A 16177-nucleotide genomic window follows, 5' to 3' on the forward strand; every position below is an offset into this window, starting at 1 on the left:
CCGAAGCCGCCGCCGTACCGGAGGTACCGGAGAGTCCATGACCACCCCCTTGCCCCCCGCCTCTCCGTCCTCATCCTCATCCTCATCCTTCGCCTTCTCCTCCGTCTCTCCCGCGTCCCCCGGTTCCGTCTCCGGGCCCTCGCACGAGCCTCCGCCGGCCGAGCCGCCGCCGGCCGAGGCGGTCGCACCGCTCATCCGGGGCGTGGCCGTGCTGGGGGCGCTGACCGAGGCGGGCGGGACGCTGAGCGCGAGTGCGCTGGAACGGCGTACGGGGCTCGCCCGCTCCACGGTCGACCGGATCACCGCGACCCTCGCCCGGATGGGATACCTCCGCCAGGACGGCCGGGACGCGGTGCTCGCCCCCCGTGTCATGGAGCTGGGCAACGCCTACCTGGCCGCGCTGCGCCTGCCCGCGCTGCTGGACGGACAGGCGGACGCCCTCGCCGACGAACTGGACGAGTCGGTCTCGCTCGCGGTCGCCGACCGGGACGGCATCCGTTTCATCCACCAGGCGACCCGCCGCCGCGCGATGTCCGTCAGTTTCCGCATAGGCGACCTGCTCCCGGCCGAACGCACCGCCCCGGGCCCGCTGTTCGCGGCCGAGTGGACGCAGGAGGAGTGGGCGGCCTGGCGGACCCGGCGCGCGACGGACCCGACGGACGCGGGCTTCCCCGCCGTACCGCCGAGAGCGGCCGGTGCGCCTGACGACTTCGAGGCACGGGCGGACCGGGCCCGGCGGGACGGCTGGGCCCTGGACGACCAGCTGGTCGAACCCGGCCTGGTCGCGGTGTCCGTCCCCGTGCGCGACCCGGGCACGGGACGGGTCGCGTGCGTGGCGAACGTCGTCAGCCACACCTCCCGCCACACGGCGGCGGACCTGCGCGAAACCCTGCTCCCCCGGCTGCGTACGGCGGTGGCGGCGATGGAGGCGGAGCTGCGCGAGGCGCCCCCGGCGGAGGGCGGGCCGGCCCCCGCGGACCTCGCCGGGTGGACCACGGCGTCCAAGCACGAGCTGGGCCGCGACTTCGTGGAGTCGCTGGCCCGCGGTCTGACGGTGCTCACCGCGTTCGGCGAGGGCCGCTCCGCGCTGACCCTGACGGACGTGGCGAAGGCGACCGGCCTGGCGAGGGCCACGGCACGGCGGGCACTGATCACGTACGAGCACCTGGGCCTGGTGACGGCACGCGACCGCGAGTTCACCCTCACCCCGCGGGTCCTGTCCCTCGGCTACCCTCCCCTCTCCCGCACCACCCTCGCCCGCCTGGCGACCCCCCACCTGCGCGCCCTCGCGGACCACCTCCAGGAACCGACGGCACTCGCGGTACTGGCACCCGGCGCGAAGGACATCCAGTACGTGGCGGTGGAGGCCGCGAGCCGTGTCCTGACGGTGGACATCACGGTCGGCACCCGCCTCCCGGCCCGCCGGACCTCACTCGGCCGGGTCCTCCTCGGCCTCGACGACGCCGGCGGGTACGCCTTGTCCGACGAGGAACTGGAGTCGGGGCTGCGCTCCATCGCCGTACCGGTACGGGACCGCGTCGGCCGCCCGGTCGCCGCCCTCAACGTGGCCACCCACGCGGCCCGCCGCTCCCTGGAGGAATGCGTCACCGAGGTCCTCCCGGCCCTGCTCACCACAGCGGCCCAACTACAAACCGACCTCCACACCGCCTCCCGCTTCAGCCCGGTACCGGTCTCCTGACAACTCCCTGACACCAGAAGACACGGAAGGCCCCTCCCCCACCCAGGAGAAACCACCACCCGAGCCACCCTGCGGCGCCATCCACGCCCACCGCGCCCAGCCACCGGCCCCCACCGCGCCAGCCGCTACACTGTGGGCGACGGCACAGCTGCAGCCCAGCCTGCCATCACCAGCCTTCGTAGCTCAGGGGATAGAGCACCGCTCTCCTAAAGCGGGTGTCGCAGGTTCGAATCCTGCCGGGGGCACCAGGCAAAAGGCCCCGGACCGATCATGGTCCGGGGCCTTTGACATCTACTTTTGACATCAACGAGGGCGGTCAGCCGCGACCGGGGCGCCGTTTCCTGAGTAGCCGGTCCATGTGGCTCATGGCTTCGCGCTGGGTGTCCTGCACAACGTGCGTGTACACGTCCATGGTGATGCTGATCTGGGAGTGTCCGAGGATCTCCATCACGACGCGGGGCGCGACCCCGGCCGCCGTGAGGAGAGTGGCGGTGCCGTGGCGGGCGTCATGCAGCCGGATGACGCGGAGGCCGGCGGACTCGGCGACTCGGGTGAAGGAGCGGTAGAGGTTGCGCGGCTCGACCGGGCGACCGGTGCGGGTGGCGAAGACGTAGTCCGATGCCTGCCACCTCTCCCCCGCCTTGGTGCGGGCGGCTACTTGCCTCATGTGGTGCCAGCGCAACGGCGCGATGCAGAGGGCGGGCAGCGGGACAGCACGCCGACGGCGGCTCTTCGGGTCGTCGTCGTACAGGACGCCACGGCGGCGCTGTACCTGGTGCCGCACGTAGAGCACGCGGTTGTCGAGGTCGAGATCAGACCAGCGGAGGCCGACGATCTCTCCTCGGCGCAGGCCCATGGTGATGGCGAGGACGAAGGCCGCGTAGAGCGGGTCCTTGCGTGACGCGGCGAGGAAGTCGAGCGTCTCGTCCAGGGTCCAGGGGTGCAGCTCAGCCGTAGCCGTGCGCGGCGGCTCGACCAGCTTGGCGACATTGCGCGTGATGAGTTCCTCCCGGCAAGCGGAGGACAGCGCGGATCGCAGAACTCGGTGTGATTCCTTGGCGGTTGCGGCCGTGGTCTCCTTCTCCAGGCGGACGAGGAAGCGGCGGACGTCGGCGACACCGAGCGATTCGAGGCGCTTGGAACCGAGGAGCGGCACGAGGTAGAGCCGCATGTGTGCCTCGTACTTGTCGAAGGTGCTGAGCTTCCGTCGGGGCTTGATGACGTTGTCCAGCCAGTACGGCAGCCACTCGGAGAGCTTGGCGGACTTGGTGGGTACGGGGATGCCCTGATCCACCTTGTCGAGCAGCGCCCGGCGCTTGGCGTCGCATTCCGCCCAGTCCTTGCCGTAGGCGAACTTTCGAGCACTGGTGCCGTCCGGCTGGAGCACGTAGACCGCGCACTGGAAGCGGCCGTCCTTGCGCTTGGTGATGGTGCCGGCGCCGTTCGGGTTGCGCTTGCGCTGAGTGGCCATCAGGCAGCCTCCTCCAACTGGCCGAGGACGAAGTCCCGAACGGCATCAGCGGGGATGCGACGGGCGCCGTCGATCTTGATGGAGACGAGGCGGTGCGACCGGATGAGGTCATAGACCTTGGAGCGCCCGAGCTTGAGCCGGGCCATGACCTCCGGCACGGTCAGGAGTTCGGCGGTGGCGGTGGTCATGCTGCGGTTCCCTCCTCGGTGAGCCTGTCGCGCAGGGCGTCGCGAGCGGTCTCGCGGTTGGTCTGGAGATCGCGGGCGATGGTGGCGGCGAGGGCGGCTTCGCCCGGGGTGTGGCCGTGGCCGGCGTATTGCCAGTCGGTCAGGACGAGGACGGTGTCCGGCTCACGGTCGTCGAGGCCGAGGGCGGAGGCCTCTTGGGCAGCGCGGTAGTCGGCGCGTTCCTGGCGGAGGGCGCCGAGGGTGGTGGAGTAGGTGCGCGACTTGGACGAGAAGTGGCCGCGGAAGCCGAGCATGTGCGCCCAGGCCCAGAGACGTCGGTCCGGGTAGAGGCCGTCCAGGTCGCGGCAGGCGGTGATGAGTCGGCGGGCGTGGTCGGGGACGTGGTGGCGGTCGAGTTCGGCGAGTTCGCCGATACGGCGGTCGAGGGTGCCAGTGTTCTCGGCGGCTTTGGTGGCGTACTTGGCCACGTAGGAGGCGACGGCCTGTTCGGTGATGTCGGAGCCGTCGCCGAAGGCCTTGACCGGTCGGACGTCGAGTTGCCGACCCCATCGGAAGGTTCTGGCGGGTTGGTCGGCGGCGGCCGGGACGGAGACGGACGTGTACGAGTGCGCGGCGGCGGCGCGGGCCGCGTCGGTGAGGAGGTCGACCGTGGCCCAGGCGGACGGCGGCGTGCCGGGGCCGTCGGGGCCGTCGAGGCGGATGACCGCGTGGAAGTGGAGGGCGCCGCGCTTCTGGAATTCGGCGACCTTGCCGTACGAGACGCGGAGATGGTCGGCGAGTTCGCGGCGGGGCAGGCCGGCGCGGGCGGCGAGTTCGCGACGGAGGCGGGTGGTGAAGCGCTGCCAGAGCTGACCGGCGTGGTTGTTGAAGAGGACAGCGCCCGCGTAGTCGTAGGTGTCCGGGTCGAGAGCGGTGCCCAGCTCGGAGGCGTCGGGGGTGTGTGGCGTGCCGCAGCGGCAGGTGCCGCCGTGGTCGGGGCGGTTGTGAACCGGGCCGAAGGAGGGGGCGGTGAGGGTGGTGAAGACCCGCGGGTGGTCGCGGACGGCGGCGGGGATGTCGCGGCGGTCGTCTCCGGCGAGACCGGCGCGGATCAGGTGGTAGGTATCGCCCGCGTAGGTCCAGGCGCAGGAGGGACAGCGGGAGGCGCGGCGGTTGCCGCAGGCGAGGCGGAGGCGTCCGCCCGGTTCGGTGGCGGTGGAGTAGTGGTGCAGGGTCTCGCCGGTGGTCCTGTCCTTGTGGAGGGTCCAGCCGGTGAGGTGGATCGGGTCGGAGCAGCCGCCGGTGCGGCGGATCTGGTCTTCCCAGCGGGTGTAGTCGGCGGCCGAGGCGACCCGGAGGACGTCCCGGAGGGTGGTCGGGTCGAGTGGCGGCGGGGTGGGCGCGGGCGTCTTCTGTGTCGCGGGTGAGGCCCGGTGGGCCATGCTGGAGGTTCCTTCCGGTTGCGAGATCGATCGGCGGGGACGGCTCCCGGGCGGCGGATGCTTGGTGGTATCGAGGCCGCCCGGGGGCCGGTCAGCGGCGCTTGGCCTCGGAAGCGAGCAGAGAGCGCAGGACGACCGCGCAGACGGCGACAGAAGCGCCGGTGATGGCGACCGCCAGGAGCAGGGAGACAAGGACGGCGCCGACGACCAGGACGACGGCCGTACCGCCGCCGACCAGGGCGAGGGCGGTGCCGGGGGTGAGTTGGACGACCGGGCGGGACGGCGGCGCGGGAACGGCGACCGGTGCCGGCGGGACCGGAGCGGCCTGGATGCCGGGGGTGATGGTGGTCGGGTGGATGACGGCGGCCGGGGTGGTCAGGCCGGTGGGCTGCGGCATGGTCGGGAGCTTGGGCCGGAGCATGGGCAGTTCTCCTTTCGCGGCGGGTTACTTGACGGCGGTGTTGATGAGCGGGGCGAAGATGCTGTCGGCGAGGAGGTAGCCGCCGAGGAGGAGCACGCAGATCAGCCACCAAGGCGGGCGGATGAGCTTGACGCCGAGGTAGCCGACGGCCAACAAGGCGAACCAGAGCGGAACTTGCATGGCCGGTGGCCTCCTAAGCGACGCGGCAGCGATGCGTACGGGCGGCGAGCTGGGCGGCGGTCTGGCTGGAGTAGTCGGCGGACCAGCCGCAGCGGTCGGCGGTGCAGACGGCGGCGTGCGTGGTGCGGCCGTTGCGGTCGCGGTGGGTGCCGATCTGTACGGGGCCGATCCGCATCAGGGAGTGGAAGTTGTCGCGGGCGGGCATGTCAGTCGTTCTCCTTCCGGGCGGTCGTCGGGTCGGGAAAGGTGGCGCGGATACCGGCGGCGGTGGCCGGGTCGGGGGTGCGCTTGGCGGCCTCCTCGGCGAGCAGGTGGGCGAGGTAGGGCCGACCGGCTACGGCCATCTCGCGGGCGCTGTCGAGGTAGTCGGCAGCGGTCAGGGCAGCGGGGTCGCGGGTCATCCGTTGTCCTCCTTCCGGTGTCTCTCGCGGGTCAGGTGAGATGGGCTGCGATGGCGTCGGCGAGGTGAGGCGGGACGCCGAGGCGTGAGCGGAGGGTGTCGGGGTCGATCGGGGATCCGGTGCGGGCGCGGTACTCGTCGGCGACTTTGCGGGCGTGGTCGACGAGGACGGCGGGGACCTGGGGCACCGGCCCCGCAGCGGTCGTGACTTCTGGCGCGGGGGCCGCGTCGGGCGCGGGCATGGATTCCGGCGCCGACTGCTCAGCGTCAGGCGTGTCCGGGACGAAGGCCGACGGAATCAGCTCCGGCTCCGGCTCGGCAGGCGACGAGTGAGCGAGGAGCGTGCCGCCGAGGAAGGCGAGCGCGGGCCATCCGGCGATGCCGAGGCGGAGCAGGGCGGGCGGATCGGTCAGGTCGAGGAACCCTGCGGTGGCGACGTTGGCGCCGAGCGAGGCGAACAGCGCGATGACGAACCAGCACCAGGCCAGCCGGGACGGCCCTTCGCTGCGCAGCCGCCGCCAAGCCGCGACCAGGAGCAGGTCGACGCTGACCGGGTAGGCCCAGGCCTTCCAGCCGTTCTGTCCGGCAGCGGCGGCCAGGTCGTGCAGGTGGGCAAAGGACAGGGCACCGGCGATCACGGCCTGAATCAGAACCGCGTCGACCCGGAGACCGTGACGGGCACCCATCAGACATCGCCCGGGTAGGCGGGGCCGCCGTCGGGGTCCTGGTCGTCAGGGAACATGCCGGGCGGCGGCTCGGGCAGCGAGACGGCGAGGGACGGGCTGACGACGTCCACGAAGTCGAGGTCGGCGCCGGCCATGTCGGCGTAGAGGGCGAGTTGGCCGAGCAGGAGCACGGTCCGGGCGAAGTCCTCGCAGTCCGGGCACATGGCGGGTCTCCCTTCATTTGGGCATGGCGGGGTAGGGACGCGGCGCGAAGGCGGTCACGCCGACCGTGAGGAGCGGTAAGAGATCAGGCGGTGGCCGAGGACGCCTTGACCAGCGGCACGGACTCGGCGTCGGAGCCGAGGAGAACGGGCCGGAACGGGGCCAGCTCGGGCAGGTCCGGGGTCCGGTCGGCGTGCCGGTTGCAGATGTTCACGGCCTGGCGGAGCGAGGTGTGCGGGGCGCGGATACGGTGCCACCCGCCGGAGGAGTCGCCCGCGATGGCGAGACCCCGCATCTCGGCCGGGATCTGGATGGCGGCGAGAACGGCGTCCGGGGAGATGTCGCCGAAGGCCATGTTGGCGGACGATTCGTCGTTGACGCGGTGGGCGGTACGGCCGGTGAGCTGGGCGCGAAGCATGGTGATGCCCTTGCCGAGTTCGGAGCCGAAACGCTGCCCGCAGATTTCGAGGTAGATGCCGGCCGCGCGGCCGAGTTGGGCGAGGCGAACCAAAGCGGTGACGATGCGATCCCGGCGCTTCTCCTCCTCCTTGCTTGCATACAGGGCGAGTTCGGCGACCTCGTCGACCAGAACCACGACCGGCACCGGGCGCAGCTCATCGGGCAGGTCCCAGATGTCGGCGGCGATCTCCGCATCCGGTACGTCGGAGGTGATCCGCTGCTGTGACCGGATGAGCTGATAGACACGCTCCATCCGTGCCACCAGCGCATCGAGCACTTCGGCGGCGGTGTCGGGGTCATCGGCCAGCGCGGAGAACCGCCGGGCCAGCGGGAACAGTTCAACTCCCTGCTTGCAGTCGATGCCAACGAGTGCGACGTCCATCGGAGCGAGCCCGGCGACCAGGTTGCGTTGGTAGACAGACTTGCCGGACTCCGTGGCACCGAGGGTGAGGGCATGGGGTATCGCACGGTAGTCGCGGTAGTGCACCGAGCCGTCCTGCCGCAGCGCGACCGGCACCCGCATCGGCCGCGGGTCGGTCTCGGCCGGCATCTGCACCCGCTTGAGCACGTCATAGCCGGTCATCCGCACTTCGACGACTCCGGAACGCAGTTCCCGCGAGGTGACGCCGTACATGGAGAACGAGTGCCGGAGCCGGTCCGAGGCTGCGGCGATGTCGAAGGCGTCCTGTCCGGGGCGGAGCTTAAGCCGCAGGACGAGGCCGGTACGGGTAGGCCGCAGCCGCAGGATGCGCGGCGGACGCAGCTCCGGGATCGGCCGGTTGGTGGCACGGGCCAGAGCGAGCCGCCACCGGGCGGGCGGGACGGTCAGCCCGCACGCGTCCATCACGGAGCTGTACCGGACCAGGACCCGCACCACGGCCAGCGTGACCCCGAAGGTCAACCAGTACCAGGCGGGGCGCCGCCACCGCAGGAGACCCACGGCAGCGACGACCAGCACCAGAGCGACCGTGAACCCGGTCATGATCAGGCCGCCTTGGACCCTGCGGCAGCACTGGCGAGCGAGGTCACCGCGACCGCCCGGAACGCGATGCCGTGCCGCTTCTGGCCGTTGAAGTCGTTCTCCCACGGCCGGGCGATGAGCCCCGTGAGCGCGACCGGCGTACCCATGGCCAGCTCACCGGAGATGCCCGGCTCCGGGACGGTGATGGACAGGATCTCCACCTCCTCATTCGCCGCGAACATCACGTCCACCGTCATCAGCTTCGCCCCGGTCTCGGTGTCAGTGGCGATCTCGCCGGTACGGCGGTCACGCACCTTGACCTGCGGGGACTTGGCGACCATGACAACCGCGCCGGAGGTGTCGACGGGAATCTGACGCACAGAGAACTCCGCCACTCATGTACATGAGTGACATGGAGAAGAGTGCATCACTCCTGTACATGAGTCAACCCGCCACGAAGAAGAACTCGCGACGGGCTGTGAGGAGTTGAGCGGGCGTCAGTCGCCGGCAGGGATCCGGTACTCGAAAACGAACTGGTCAGCGGCCATGAGGGTGTCGCACACCTCGACCACGAGGCCCGCGGTCGTACGAGCTTCCCGGATCAGGTGAACCACCGGAGCCCCCGGGCTCAGCGCCAGCTCCGTAGCTTCCGCCTTGGAGGCCGGCCGCGCTTGCAGCGTCTCGACGAACTCCGCGAACTCATGCCCGTGGTCTTCCAGTCGGGCGTAGATGCCACCGCCGCCGGGGTTCTCGGCGAACAGCTCGGGGATGTCCTTCACGACGTCCCAGGGCAGGTAGGACGTGGCGGTCTCGACCGGCGTGCCGTTACGGAAGTACAGGCGCCGACGAGCCAACACCTGTGCACCGGCGGGGACGCCCAGGCGCTCGGCGGCATCCTCGGGCGCTTCCATGGGCCCGATGTAGAGGACGCTCACCTTGGCCGTGGCCCCGGACTGCGCGGACTCCGCGAGGTAGGCCGCCTGCCCACCCTGCCGGAGCGAGCGCCGGAAGCGATCAGAGGAGCGGTGCCGCACCGGGGGCCGGTTCTTCACGATCGAACCCTTGCCGTGCCGGGTCTCGACCAGCCCGCTAGCCCGCACCTCGACCATGGCCTTACGGATCGTCCCGCCGGACACGCCGTAGCGATCCACCAGCTCGGACTCACTCGGCACCATGTCACCAGGCTTGAGAACCCCCGCCCGGATCTGCTGCACGATCTCGTCCGCGATCTGCACGTACCGAGGCCCGGTGCCGACCCCTCCCGCCGCAGTTCCCATAGTCCTTCTCTGCCTCCTATGCTCCTCTACATGAGTCAACCACAGGAAGCGACACCCTCCCCCCTGCACTCCGTGTCCGTAGCCGGAGCAGTGGTGCGCGAGGACGGCCGCCTCCTGGCGATCCGCCGAGCCGACAACGGCACCTGGGAACTCCCCGGCGGCATCCTTGAACTCAGCGAGACCCCTGAAGCCGGCGTCGCCCGCGAGGTCCTGGAGGAGACCGGCATCCACGTCGAGATCGACGAACTCACCGGGGTCTACAAGAACACGACCCGAGGCATCGTCGCCCTGGTCTTCCGCTGCAAGCCCTCCGGCGGCACCGAACGCACCTCCAGCGAATCCACCGCCGTCTCCTGGCTCACCCCCGCCGAGGTCAGCGACCGCATGTCCGAGGTCTTCGCGGTCAGACTCCTCGACGCCCTGGACGACAACGGCCCCCACGTCCGCAGCCACGACGGCAAGCGCCTCATCCCAGCGGGATAAAACCTTCTCTCCATCATCAAGGCGGCTCGCTCCGCTCCCCGCGCGCGGCCCGGCCCCCGGCCGGACCTGCGCTCCTGCCTTCGTCCCGCTCCAGCCCGGCCGGCGCCCGTGCCGCGCTCACGGCAAGGAGCCGACACGTAGGAAGCTTGCAAGGCCTCATGATCACTCGCGCCCAAACCAGCTCTCGCTGTGCCCCTAGACCGACCCAGTCAGCAAGCGATCTGCGATATTCAAGACCACGTATTCGCAGCCAGCCAGCCAATCATCGATTACTGCGCTCTGCTCGCTCAGAGTCAGGATGATTTGCGTCTTCTGCCCACTGCCAGTGAGCGTCGAGCAGGAGCGCAAAAATGATTCCATCGCTCTCGGCTCGATGTCATACATCCGAGGGCCATCTAGTAGCAGGAGGCCAGGATGGCGGCCACCCATGCTTAGGCTCACCTGCACAAGGCTCAACAAGTATGCCCAGCGCAGTTTCAGCCCATCGCTAGCTGATCCCTGAAATCCGAGATCACTGTCGCCATGAGCTGGCCGCATACCTTGCGGATCGATCGTAATCTCATTCGGAGCGAATACCGCAAACCCGAATTTCGCCAAGAAACCCCTAAGGGAACGCTGCCAAGCTTCTAGCTTTCCGGCGTCCGCCTCCGAGAATACTTCATCTCCCAGGGAATCCAGTTCCCGTTTCAGCAGACGAGCCCTACTTTGAACATCCAGCATATCGTTTATGGTAACTTGCGCATTGTCCCGGAGGCGAATCAACTCACGGTACCGGGACTCGGCGGAAATCTTCTTCTGAAGCTGTGCAATGGAGACGTTAGGGGCTTCCGCCTCCAGATCCGCCTGAATTGCACGAATTCGCGCCCGAGCCTCGCTCGCCTCTTGCTCAAGAGCCCCGCGCGCCGCCTTGTTTGCCCGTGAACTGCGCTCAGCATCATTGATGACATTTGAAATTGTCTCCAGCTGCTGATCAACCAGGGCTGCACTCTCACCTGTTGTAAGTACTGGCGCTCCGCTCAAACTCTCAGTACCGTCGAGTGATTGCCGACATGTTGGACAATCACGGTGTGCGATGGCATGAGCAGAGAAGTCTGCTCCAAGACCTTCCAAGGCTCGAATATCCTTGTATCGCCTCTGCTCCTGTTCCAGCAGGCGTCGCCTTTTTTCCAGAACACCCCGCTGCATGTCCATCATATTGGCAGAGTCATCAAATGCCTGCAATTCCAGCGTGATGACGCGTAGCCTCTCCCGGGTTTCCATAAGTGTCGCATTTAGGGCAGCTAGTTCTGGTTCATTGAACCTTGCCTGCCGATTAACGTCCAATTCCTGAATATTGGACTGTAGATTTGCGAGCATCTGCTCAAGACTCAACCATTGATCCTCATGAAAGATCGTCAGTGCCTGGCTGGCGTCTAGCTGCCCGTCTTCGGCACCAAAAAGGGCGCTCCGGTAGAAGGCTGCGGAGCCGAACTCACCCGTAGCTACTACCCTGGCATTGGACACATGCGCTGCCGCGTCCAAAGCACTGCGGAGCGCCGCATACTCAGCTCGCAAGACGGATAGTCCCTGTTGCAGCTCAGATCGACGTCGCGCTCGTTCCATAACATCGAGATTCAGGTAAAACTCGATGGACCGCCTCAGGGGTTCCCTAATCTGATACTGCGTGGGCATTCTGGGAATGATGCCAGACCACCCTTGCTTTTGCTCTACGAAGAAGAGAGCAGCCAGCACCTGTAGATATAGTGGTACGTCTCTCCCGCCGTAAGTGGGAACTATGGGTAGCTCCCACCCAAGGAATCGGGCTAGGAAGTTGTGGAATCCACCCTCATTCTGAGCTGTGCCTCCTCTGCCTACGTAGAAGTACCGAGGCTGAGGCACATCAGCCTCACCCCTGGACAGCAACGCGCCATCCCAGACCGTGATTAGATCCGACTTAATTCCCTCTGGCGGGACTGGGTAGCGCCGCAGAGTGATGGAACTCCGCTCATTGGCGATTTCAAGGTCAATCCAAGACTGCCGTACTGGCCGTTCAGCACCATTTACACGGACGCTACGCGTAAGCGCAGTAGTCAGGATTCCTTGCTTACCGGGCTTGAGTGCTCCCTCAAGTCCTAGCGCATACATGATTGAGTTGAGCAGCAGAGTCTTACCTGAGCTGTTTTTGGCCCGAATTACGGTCAGGCCATCGCCAAAGCGCGCGTGGAAGCTAACGGTCCCCTCAGGGGTCACTGAATTGATCGAAACGGCCGAGATGCGCAACAAGGCTAGCTCCTTAACGAATTAGCGCAATCGCGCGCTTCAGCTTGGCCGTGGAAAGGGGCAGCAAGCGGTCCATGAACGACTTCTCTTCCGAGAAGATATCCGGATCTTGCTTCAGTGCCTCCGCGAACCTTTGCCCCTTGTCCAGTAGGGCGACCCGCCCTTTCTGAGAAATTGAAATCAATCCTTCGGCGCGCGCAAGGCGGATCGTCAACTCTAGTGATGGTTCTAGATTGAAAGATCCGATCCCTGCAATGAAGGCGCCGTCCCACCACGCCAGAAAACGTGCCCTAGTTGTTGGAGTTCTTAGAGCATGGGTTAGTACACTAAGATCGTCGATGTCGGCAGTTGAACCGCGGAATTGACTGAGAACGAGCACCAGAGCACTAAGTCGCCAGGTTGTATCACTCGTTGGTGGAACGGGGCGCGGCCGACTCCTGAATACAATGGGTTGGCTGCTAATTTCTTGTGTCATTGTTCGAGGATCAGAGGACATCTCAACCCGCCTCCTCAAAGTCTAGAGGGCATTGCTGCAGCCAGTCGGTTACCGCCATTAGCGCAATGCTTTCCGCGTTACTTTTTGCAATACCTGGAACTACTTGCTCTACGCGAACCCGAACTTCATCGATGACCGCTCCCAAGACCTTATGAGGTTGATCTCCCGGCCCGTAAGCGAGAAGCAACCCTCGCTCAACGCTTGCGATGCAATCGATGATTTGCTGGTGTACTTCGGGGATCGATTCCAAGTACCGGTCGAGCAGACCCTCGCCGGCCAAGTGGCTGCCCAGGAGGCTAGCCCGATACGTCGCCCGCCTTTCCGGATTGGCCAGTTGAGGGATGCGCGCCAATTTTTCATCCATGTCGGAAATCAACGGACTCTGGACCTGGCGAAAATCGATTCCATCGGGGGTTATTTTGGGCACCGGCGCCGGAACACCCACTGGTGCCGGAAGGACGGGCCCGCGGCGGAGAATCTCCGCCGACTCTCGATAGTCCGCCAACTCATGGACATCGATCATGAAGTCATTTGTAGCGTACGGCAAATTTGCTTGCCGTACAACCGTCGCCTTTTCACTACAATGTTGTACTGTTTTGTGAGACTCGTGTCGCGGCGTGAAAAGGATCCATGATCTAATCTTCACACTGTCGAAAAGCCTCGAAAGCTCCGTCTTGTTCTTGATGAATTTATTGATATCTGCTGTGATCTTGTCGCGGTGATTGCTGTAAAGTGCACGCGGACTAAGGTCAGGGTTTTCTGGGCAGTAACACTGATAGACGATTCCGCTTCGCGTAAAGCACTCGATCCCGAGATCACCGCGATCTTGGTCCGGGACCTTGATCACGTTGTCGGCGCCATGCTGCTGCCGGAGCAGACGGATGGCCCACTCTTGCCATGAGTTTGGATCCCAGATCCAACCGGATGCCCCTGTCACAGACCAGATCATATGGATCTGCGGCGCATTCCGTAACGCCCTCGCTACGTTCTGATGCGTCCGACGCAGCAGCAGCCCGGTCAGGACCCGGCAGCACCCCAGCTGAGCAGGTTACTGAGCCAGCCAGCAGGGCTTCTCGTAACCAGGAAGGAGCAGCCATGCGCACCCCCGCTCGCGTGATCGACTTGATCTGAACGGTACGGCCCGCGCTGCGAACGTGTGCAAGCCTGTGGATAACTCGGCCTATCGCGTTCCACACGGGTGGCTCGCGCCCCCGTTGTGGTGCTTCGGGGCATTGAAGTCCTCGTCCAATGCCTCGCTGCCACGGCTCTGCCGTCACGACTTGCTCTGATGGACGTTACTGAGCAGCGTGGCTGAGGCCGGTGGGGGTACAACGGGCACACGCGCGCCGGATCGGTTGGCGTACCCGCCGTCGTGGCGCACTGTCGTCGGCTGAGGCACAGACACCAAGGTTCTGCCTTCTCTGCTCAGGAGGAGGGCGTCGAGCCGACAGAGGGGCCAAGGTGAAACGGGGAGCCGGAAGCCGTTGCGGAGGGGGCCCGGGTTGGTGCCCAGGCTCCCCTCCCCGCCAGGACGATCGTTGTCGTCAAGTGCCGGTGGCGTCCCGCCAGGTGGTGTAGCGGATCAAGGCGTCGGAACCCGCAGGTCATCGCCGCATTCAGCGGGGTTCGGGGCCGCCCATGGCGCTGACGGCAGGTCAGCCGCTGCGCGACCCGGGAGCCGTGCCCCATGGGGTGGCCGACGTGCGGCTTACCGGAACGCGTCGAGCAAGGTCGCTTACACCACGAAGCGGGACACGACCCAAGTGCCCTTTCGCCCGCTCCTTTTCACTCGCCCTGCGATTCGCTCACCGCCAGGAGGTGACCGCGGCTGGTCGCGACGCGAAGGACGTCTCGCAGGGCGCCAGTCAGTTCCTTTGCCAGGCGTTGCATGTCCTCACGGTCCGTGTCCTGGTCGTCGAGCGCCTCGGAGGCTCGTTCCAGCAGCTCGGCCGCCGTGCCGAGTTGGACTGCTTCCATGTTGTCTGCCAGGCGGGACATGTAGCCGTCCGGGTCGTCGGTGGTCAGATAGCAGGGCTTGCCCTCCGGCCCCGACCACGGGAGAAGCCGCAGTTCGTTCCGTGGCGTCATCCTTGCGTCTGCCTCTCATAGGTCATGTGGTGGGTGATGAAGACCGCGTCGACGCGATCCCCTGGGAATGCCAGTAGTGCGGCCTCGACGACTCGGCCGGTGAGGTCAGTCGCAACGCGTGTGATCGCGAGGATGGGTGGGGCGGAGCCGATACGGAGGGCCGAGGCTTCGTCTGGCGTCGGCTGACGGGCGCACACCGTCTCCCTCACCGCGGCTGGCGACGGGCCCAGTACGGCGAATCTCGTGACCGTCTCCCGGCAGGTGGACTCGTCGTCGAGGACCCCGGCGGGTACGAGGTCACGCGGGATGTAGATACGGGCCAGCCCGTGTGGTGCGTCTCCTTCGAGGCTGACGCAGGTGAACTCGACGAGGGGACTGCCCGTGGGCACCTTCAGCAAGGTCGTCAGATGCCCGTGAGCCTGCACCGTCGCGCTGCGAATCGTGATGTGTAGGGGCGCATCGGCGGCGGTCCAGGGGTCCAGCGTGCCCCAACCGCCGACGTACATGATCTTGCGCACGGGGCGGCGGACGAAGTTGCCCTTGCCGTGGATCTTCTCGACGAGGCCTTCCCCTTGGAGCACCGCAAGGGCGTTCCGCAGAGTCACCGTGCTGACCTTGTACTGGTCGGCCAGGTCGGCTTCGGACAGAAGACGCTCGCCAGGTTGGATCCGACCGGTCGTAATCTGGCGCCGCAGGTCCTCGGCGATGTCTCGGTGACGAGACGGCACGATTCCCGTCACCGCCTTCCCAGCATTCGAACGACAGCGAGTCGGGTGCGGCTGTGTATGGTCAGCGACTCGCCTGACTCGAAGACGAGTTGCTTGGCGCCGTGAGGGAGTTGGAGGAGGTCTCTCACCCGGCAGGCACAGCCCCCGAGTTGGATGATGTCGCCACACTGGACAGTGGTCGAGGTGACCTCGATGTGGGAGATCAGAACGCCACCGGGGACCCGCTCGCTCACCCGGCCACCTCCGCAGGCGCGGACTGGTCACGCGCCGTATGGCACGAGCAGTCACACACTTCGTAGATCACCGGCAGGTCGACCGACGGCGAGGCCGGGGAGGACTCCGCGCAGGCGGAATGGGTGCCGATATGACAGGCGATCGATCGGTACGGGGTGGCAGCGGTGTCCCCGATACGGGGATGTTGGCGAGGAGGCATCAGAGAGCCCCCGCGAGGGCCGACCATGCATCGGACGGCACCTGGGGAGCGACCACCACCGAGCGCGCCCGTACCCGCGCCTCCCAGGCCAACACGTACGGACGGACGAGCGCGGTGTCCTCACCCCTGAGCGGGTGCCGATGGTCAGAGCCTGCGGAAGCCCGCCCCAGAACGACGGTCGACGCGTCAGCCGACGTAGTAGAGGCGGGAGCAGCCGACGGCCGAGCGGGCTGTCAATGCTCCCGCAGAATTGAGCACGTTCCGCTCCCGCAGAATTGACCCCCTGGGGTTGGTTCAGTCGCGGTGTGTGCGGTTTTCCTTGGCGA

The 16177-nt window shown here is 66.8% G+C and carries 19 protein-coding genes and 1 tRNA gene; 3 read left to right on the forward strand and 17 right to left on the reverse strand.

Going from position 1 to position 16177, the window contains the following annotated elements:
* Positions 1-37 precede the first annotated feature (37 nt).
* Both ACZ619_RS20360 and ACZ619_RS20365 read left to right on the forward strand, forming a co-directional pair.
* The gene (locus ACZ619_RS20360; protein WP_469600548.1) at positions 38-1699 is read left to right on the forward strand and encodes an IclR family transcriptional regulator domain-containing protein; all 1662 of its coding nucleotides are present in this window, start codon (positions 38-40) and stop codon (positions 1697-1699) included.
* A gap of 172 nt (positions 1700-1871) precedes the next feature.
* Positions 1872-1947: transfer RNA gene (locus ACZ619_RS20365), tRNA-Arg, on the forward strand.
* Positions 1948-2015: 68 nt separating this feature from the next.
* Here the strand turns inward: ACZ619_RS20365 and ACZ619_RS20370 are convergent.
* The 12 genes from ACZ619_RS20370 to ACZ619_RS20425 all read right to left on the reverse strand — a co-directional run bounded on the left by ACZ619_RS20370 (position 2016) and on the right by ACZ619_RS20425 (position 9364).
* Positions 2016-3170, reverse strand: a complete 1155-nt coding sequence (locus ACZ619_RS20370; RefSeq protein ID WP_469600550.1) for a tyrosine-type recombinase/integrase — start codon at positions 3168-3170, stop codon at positions 2016-2018.
* Positions 3170-3358 carry a helix-turn-helix domain-containing protein gene (locus ACZ619_RS20375; RefSeq protein WP_263209762.1) on the reverse strand — a complete coding sequence of 63 codons (189 nt, stop codon included), beginning with the start codon at positions 3356-3358 and terminating at the stop codon, positions 3170-3172. The genes ACZ619_RS20370 and ACZ619_RS20375 overlap by 1 nt, the downstream gene beginning before the upstream one ends.
* Positions 3355-4779, reverse strand: a complete 1425-nt coding sequence (gene repSA / locus ACZ619_RS20380; protein WP_469600553.1) for a replication initiator protein RepSA — start codon at positions 4777-4779, stop codon at positions 3355-3357. The genes ACZ619_RS20375 and repSA overlap by 4 nt, the downstream gene beginning before the upstream one ends.
* A 91-nt stretch (positions 4780-4870) precedes the next feature.
* Positions 4871-5200, reverse strand: a complete 330-nt coding sequence (locus ACZ619_RS20385; RefSeq protein ID WP_469600555.1) for a SpdD-like protein — start codon at positions 5198-5200, stop codon at positions 4871-4873.
* Between the two features lie 24 nt (positions 5201-5224).
* Positions 5225-5380, reverse strand: a complete 156-nt coding sequence (locus tag ACZ619_RS20390) for a hypothetical protein (protein ID WP_469600557.1) — start codon at positions 5378-5380, stop codon at positions 5225-5227.
* 13 nt (positions 5381-5393) lie between these two features.
* The gene (locus tag ACZ619_RS20395; protein WP_089102147.1) at positions 5394-5585 is read right to left on the reverse strand and encodes a mobile element transfer protein; all 192 of its coding nucleotides are present in this window, start codon (positions 5583-5585) and stop codon (positions 5394-5396) included.
* Position 5586: 1 nt separating this feature from the next.
* Complete coding sequence (locus ACZ619_RS20400; RefSeq protein WP_469600560.1) at positions 5587-5781, reverse strand: hypothetical protein; 195 nt, start codon at positions 5779-5781, stop codon at positions 5587-5589.
* Between the two features lie 31 nt (positions 5782-5812).
* Entirely contained in the window at positions 5813-6466 is a 654-nt protein-coding gene (locus ACZ619_RS20405) for a DUF2637 domain-containing protein (RefSeq protein ID WP_469600563.1), read from the reverse strand.
* Positions 6466-6669, reverse strand: a complete 204-nt coding sequence (locus tag ACZ619_RS20410) for a hypothetical protein (protein WP_469600565.1) — start codon at positions 6667-6669, stop codon at positions 6466-6468. The genes ACZ619_RS20405 and ACZ619_RS20410 overlap by 1 nt, the downstream gene beginning before the upstream one ends.
* An 83-nt stretch (positions 6670-6752) precedes the next feature.
* A complete protein-coding gene (locus ACZ619_RS20415; RefSeq protein ID WP_469600567.1) occupies positions 6753-8108 on the reverse strand; it encodes an FtsK/SpoIIIE domain-containing protein in 1356 nt (451 codons plus the stop codon).
* 2 nt (positions 8109-8110) lie between these two features.
* On the reverse strand, positions 8111-8467 hold the full coding sequence (locus ACZ619_RS20420) for an SCO3933 family regulatory protein (protein ID WP_453080641.1): 357 nt from the start codon (positions 8465-8467) through the stop codon (positions 8111-8113).
* Between the two features lie 117 nt (positions 8468-8584).
* Positions 8585-9364 carry a GntR family transcriptional regulator gene (locus ACZ619_RS20425; RefSeq protein ID WP_469600571.1) on the reverse strand — a complete coding sequence of 260 codons (780 nt, stop codon included), beginning with the start codon at positions 9362-9364 and terminating at the stop codon, positions 8585-8587.
* 18 nt (positions 9365-9382) lie between these two features.
* Between ACZ619_RS20425 and ACZ619_RS20430 the strand changes: the two genes are divergently transcribed.
* The gene (locus ACZ619_RS20430; protein WP_469600574.1) at positions 9383-9847 is read left to right on the forward strand and encodes an NUDIX hydrolase; all 465 of its coding nucleotides are present in this window, start codon (positions 9383-9385) and stop codon (positions 9845-9847) included.
* A 195-nt stretch (positions 9848-10042) separates the two neighbouring features.
* On the opposite strand, the gene ACZ619_RS20435 is transcribed toward ACZ619_RS20430, so the two are convergent.
* The 5 genes from ACZ619_RS20435 to ACZ619_RS20455 all read right to left on the reverse strand — a co-directional run bounded on the left by ACZ619_RS20435 (position 10043) and on the right by ACZ619_RS20455 (position 15430).
* Positions 10043-11518: a hypothetical protein gene (locus tag ACZ619_RS20435; RefSeq protein ID WP_469600576.1), complete on the reverse strand. Its 1476-nt coding sequence runs from the start codon at positions 11516-11518 to the stop codon at positions 10043-10045.
* A 601-nt stretch (positions 11519-12119) separates the two neighbouring features.
* Complete coding sequence (locus ACZ619_RS20440; RefSeq protein WP_469600578.1) at positions 12120-12485, reverse strand: hypothetical protein; 366 nt, start codon at positions 12483-12485, stop codon at positions 12120-12122.
* A gap of 118 nt (positions 12486-12603) precedes the next feature.
* Positions 12604-13539, reverse strand: coding sequence for a hypothetical protein (locus ACZ619_RS20445; protein ID WP_469600581.1), 936 nt, complete (start codon positions 13537-13539; stop codon positions 12604-12606).
* An 848-nt stretch (positions 13540-14387) separates the two neighbouring features.
* A complete protein-coding gene (locus tag ACZ619_RS20450; RefSeq protein ID WP_469600586.1) occupies positions 14388-14690 on the reverse strand; it encodes a hypothetical protein in 303 nt (100 codons plus the stop codon).
* Complete coding sequence (locus ACZ619_RS20455; RefSeq protein ID WP_469600590.1) at positions 14687-15430, reverse strand: GntR family transcriptional regulator; 744 nt, start codon at positions 15428-15430, stop codon at positions 14687-14689. The genes ACZ619_RS20450 and ACZ619_RS20455 overlap by 4 nt, the downstream gene beginning before the upstream one ends.
* Between the last annotated feature and the right edge of the window lie 747 nt (positions 15431-16177).

Source organism: Streptomyces sp. NPDC104367, from assembly GCF_055583825.1.

Excerpts from the sequence above, each read along its gene's own strand:
- ACZ619_RS20430 (WP_469600574.1), top strand. The coding sequence starts at position 9,383 with ATGCTCCTCTACATGAGTCAACCACAGGAAGCGACACCCTCCCCCCTG.
- ACZ619_RS20450 (WP_469600586.1), bottom strand. The coding sequence starts at position 14,690 with ATGACGCCACGGAACGAACTGCGGCTTCTCCCGTGGTCGGGGCCGGAG.
- ACZ619_RS20390 (WP_469600557.1), bottom strand. The coding sequence starts at position 5,380 with ATGCAAGTTCCGCTCTGGTTCGCCTTGTTGGCCGTCGGCTACCTCGGC.
- ACZ619_RS20395 (WP_089102147.1), bottom strand. The coding sequence starts at position 5,585 with ATGCCCGCCCGCGACAACTTCCACTCCCTGATGCGGATCGGCCCCGTA.
- ACZ619_RS20435 (WP_469600576.1), bottom strand. The coding sequence starts at position 11,518 with ATGCCCACGCAGTATCAGATTAGGGAACCCCTGAGGCGGTCCATCGAG.
- ACZ619_RS20370 (WP_469600550.1), bottom strand. The coding sequence starts at position 3,170 with ATGGCCACTCAGCGCAAGCGCAACCCGAACGGCGCCGGCACCATCACC.
- ACZ619_RS20375 (WP_263209762.1), bottom strand. The coding sequence starts at position 3,358 with ATGACCACCGCCACCGCCGAACTCCTGACCGTGCCGGAGGTCATGGCC.
- ACZ619_RS20360 (WP_469600548.1), top strand. The coding sequence starts at position 38 with ATGACCACCCCCTTGCCCCCCGCCTCTCCGTCCTCATCCTCATCCTCA.
- repSA (WP_469600553.1), bottom strand. The coding sequence starts at position 4,779 with ATGGCCCACCGGGCCTCACCCGCGACACAGAAGACGCCCGCGCCCACC.
- ACZ619_RS20385 (WP_469600555.1), bottom strand. The coding sequence starts at position 5,200 with ATGCTCCGGCCCAAGCTCCCGACCATGCCGCAGCCCACCGGCCTGACC.
- ACZ619_RS20415 (WP_469600567.1), bottom strand. The coding sequence starts at position 8,108 with ATGACCGGGTTCACGGTCGCTCTGGTGCTGGTCGTCGCTGCCGTGGGT.
- ACZ619_RS20400 (WP_469600560.1), bottom strand. The coding sequence starts at position 5,781 with ATGACCCGCGACCCCGCTGCCCTGACCGCTGCCGACTACCTCGACAGC.
- ACZ619_RS20410 (WP_469600565.1), bottom strand. The coding sequence starts at position 6,669 with ATGTGCCCGGACTGCGAGGACTTCGCCCGGACCGTGCTCCTGCTCGGC.
- ACZ619_RS20425 (WP_469600571.1), bottom strand. The coding sequence starts at position 9,364 with ATGGGAACTGCGGCGGGAGGGGTCGGCACCGGGCCTCGGTACGTGCAG.
- ACZ619_RS20405 (WP_469600563.1), bottom strand. The coding sequence starts at position 6,466 with ATGGGTGCCCGTCACGGTCTCCGGGTCGACGCGGTTCTGATTCAGGCC.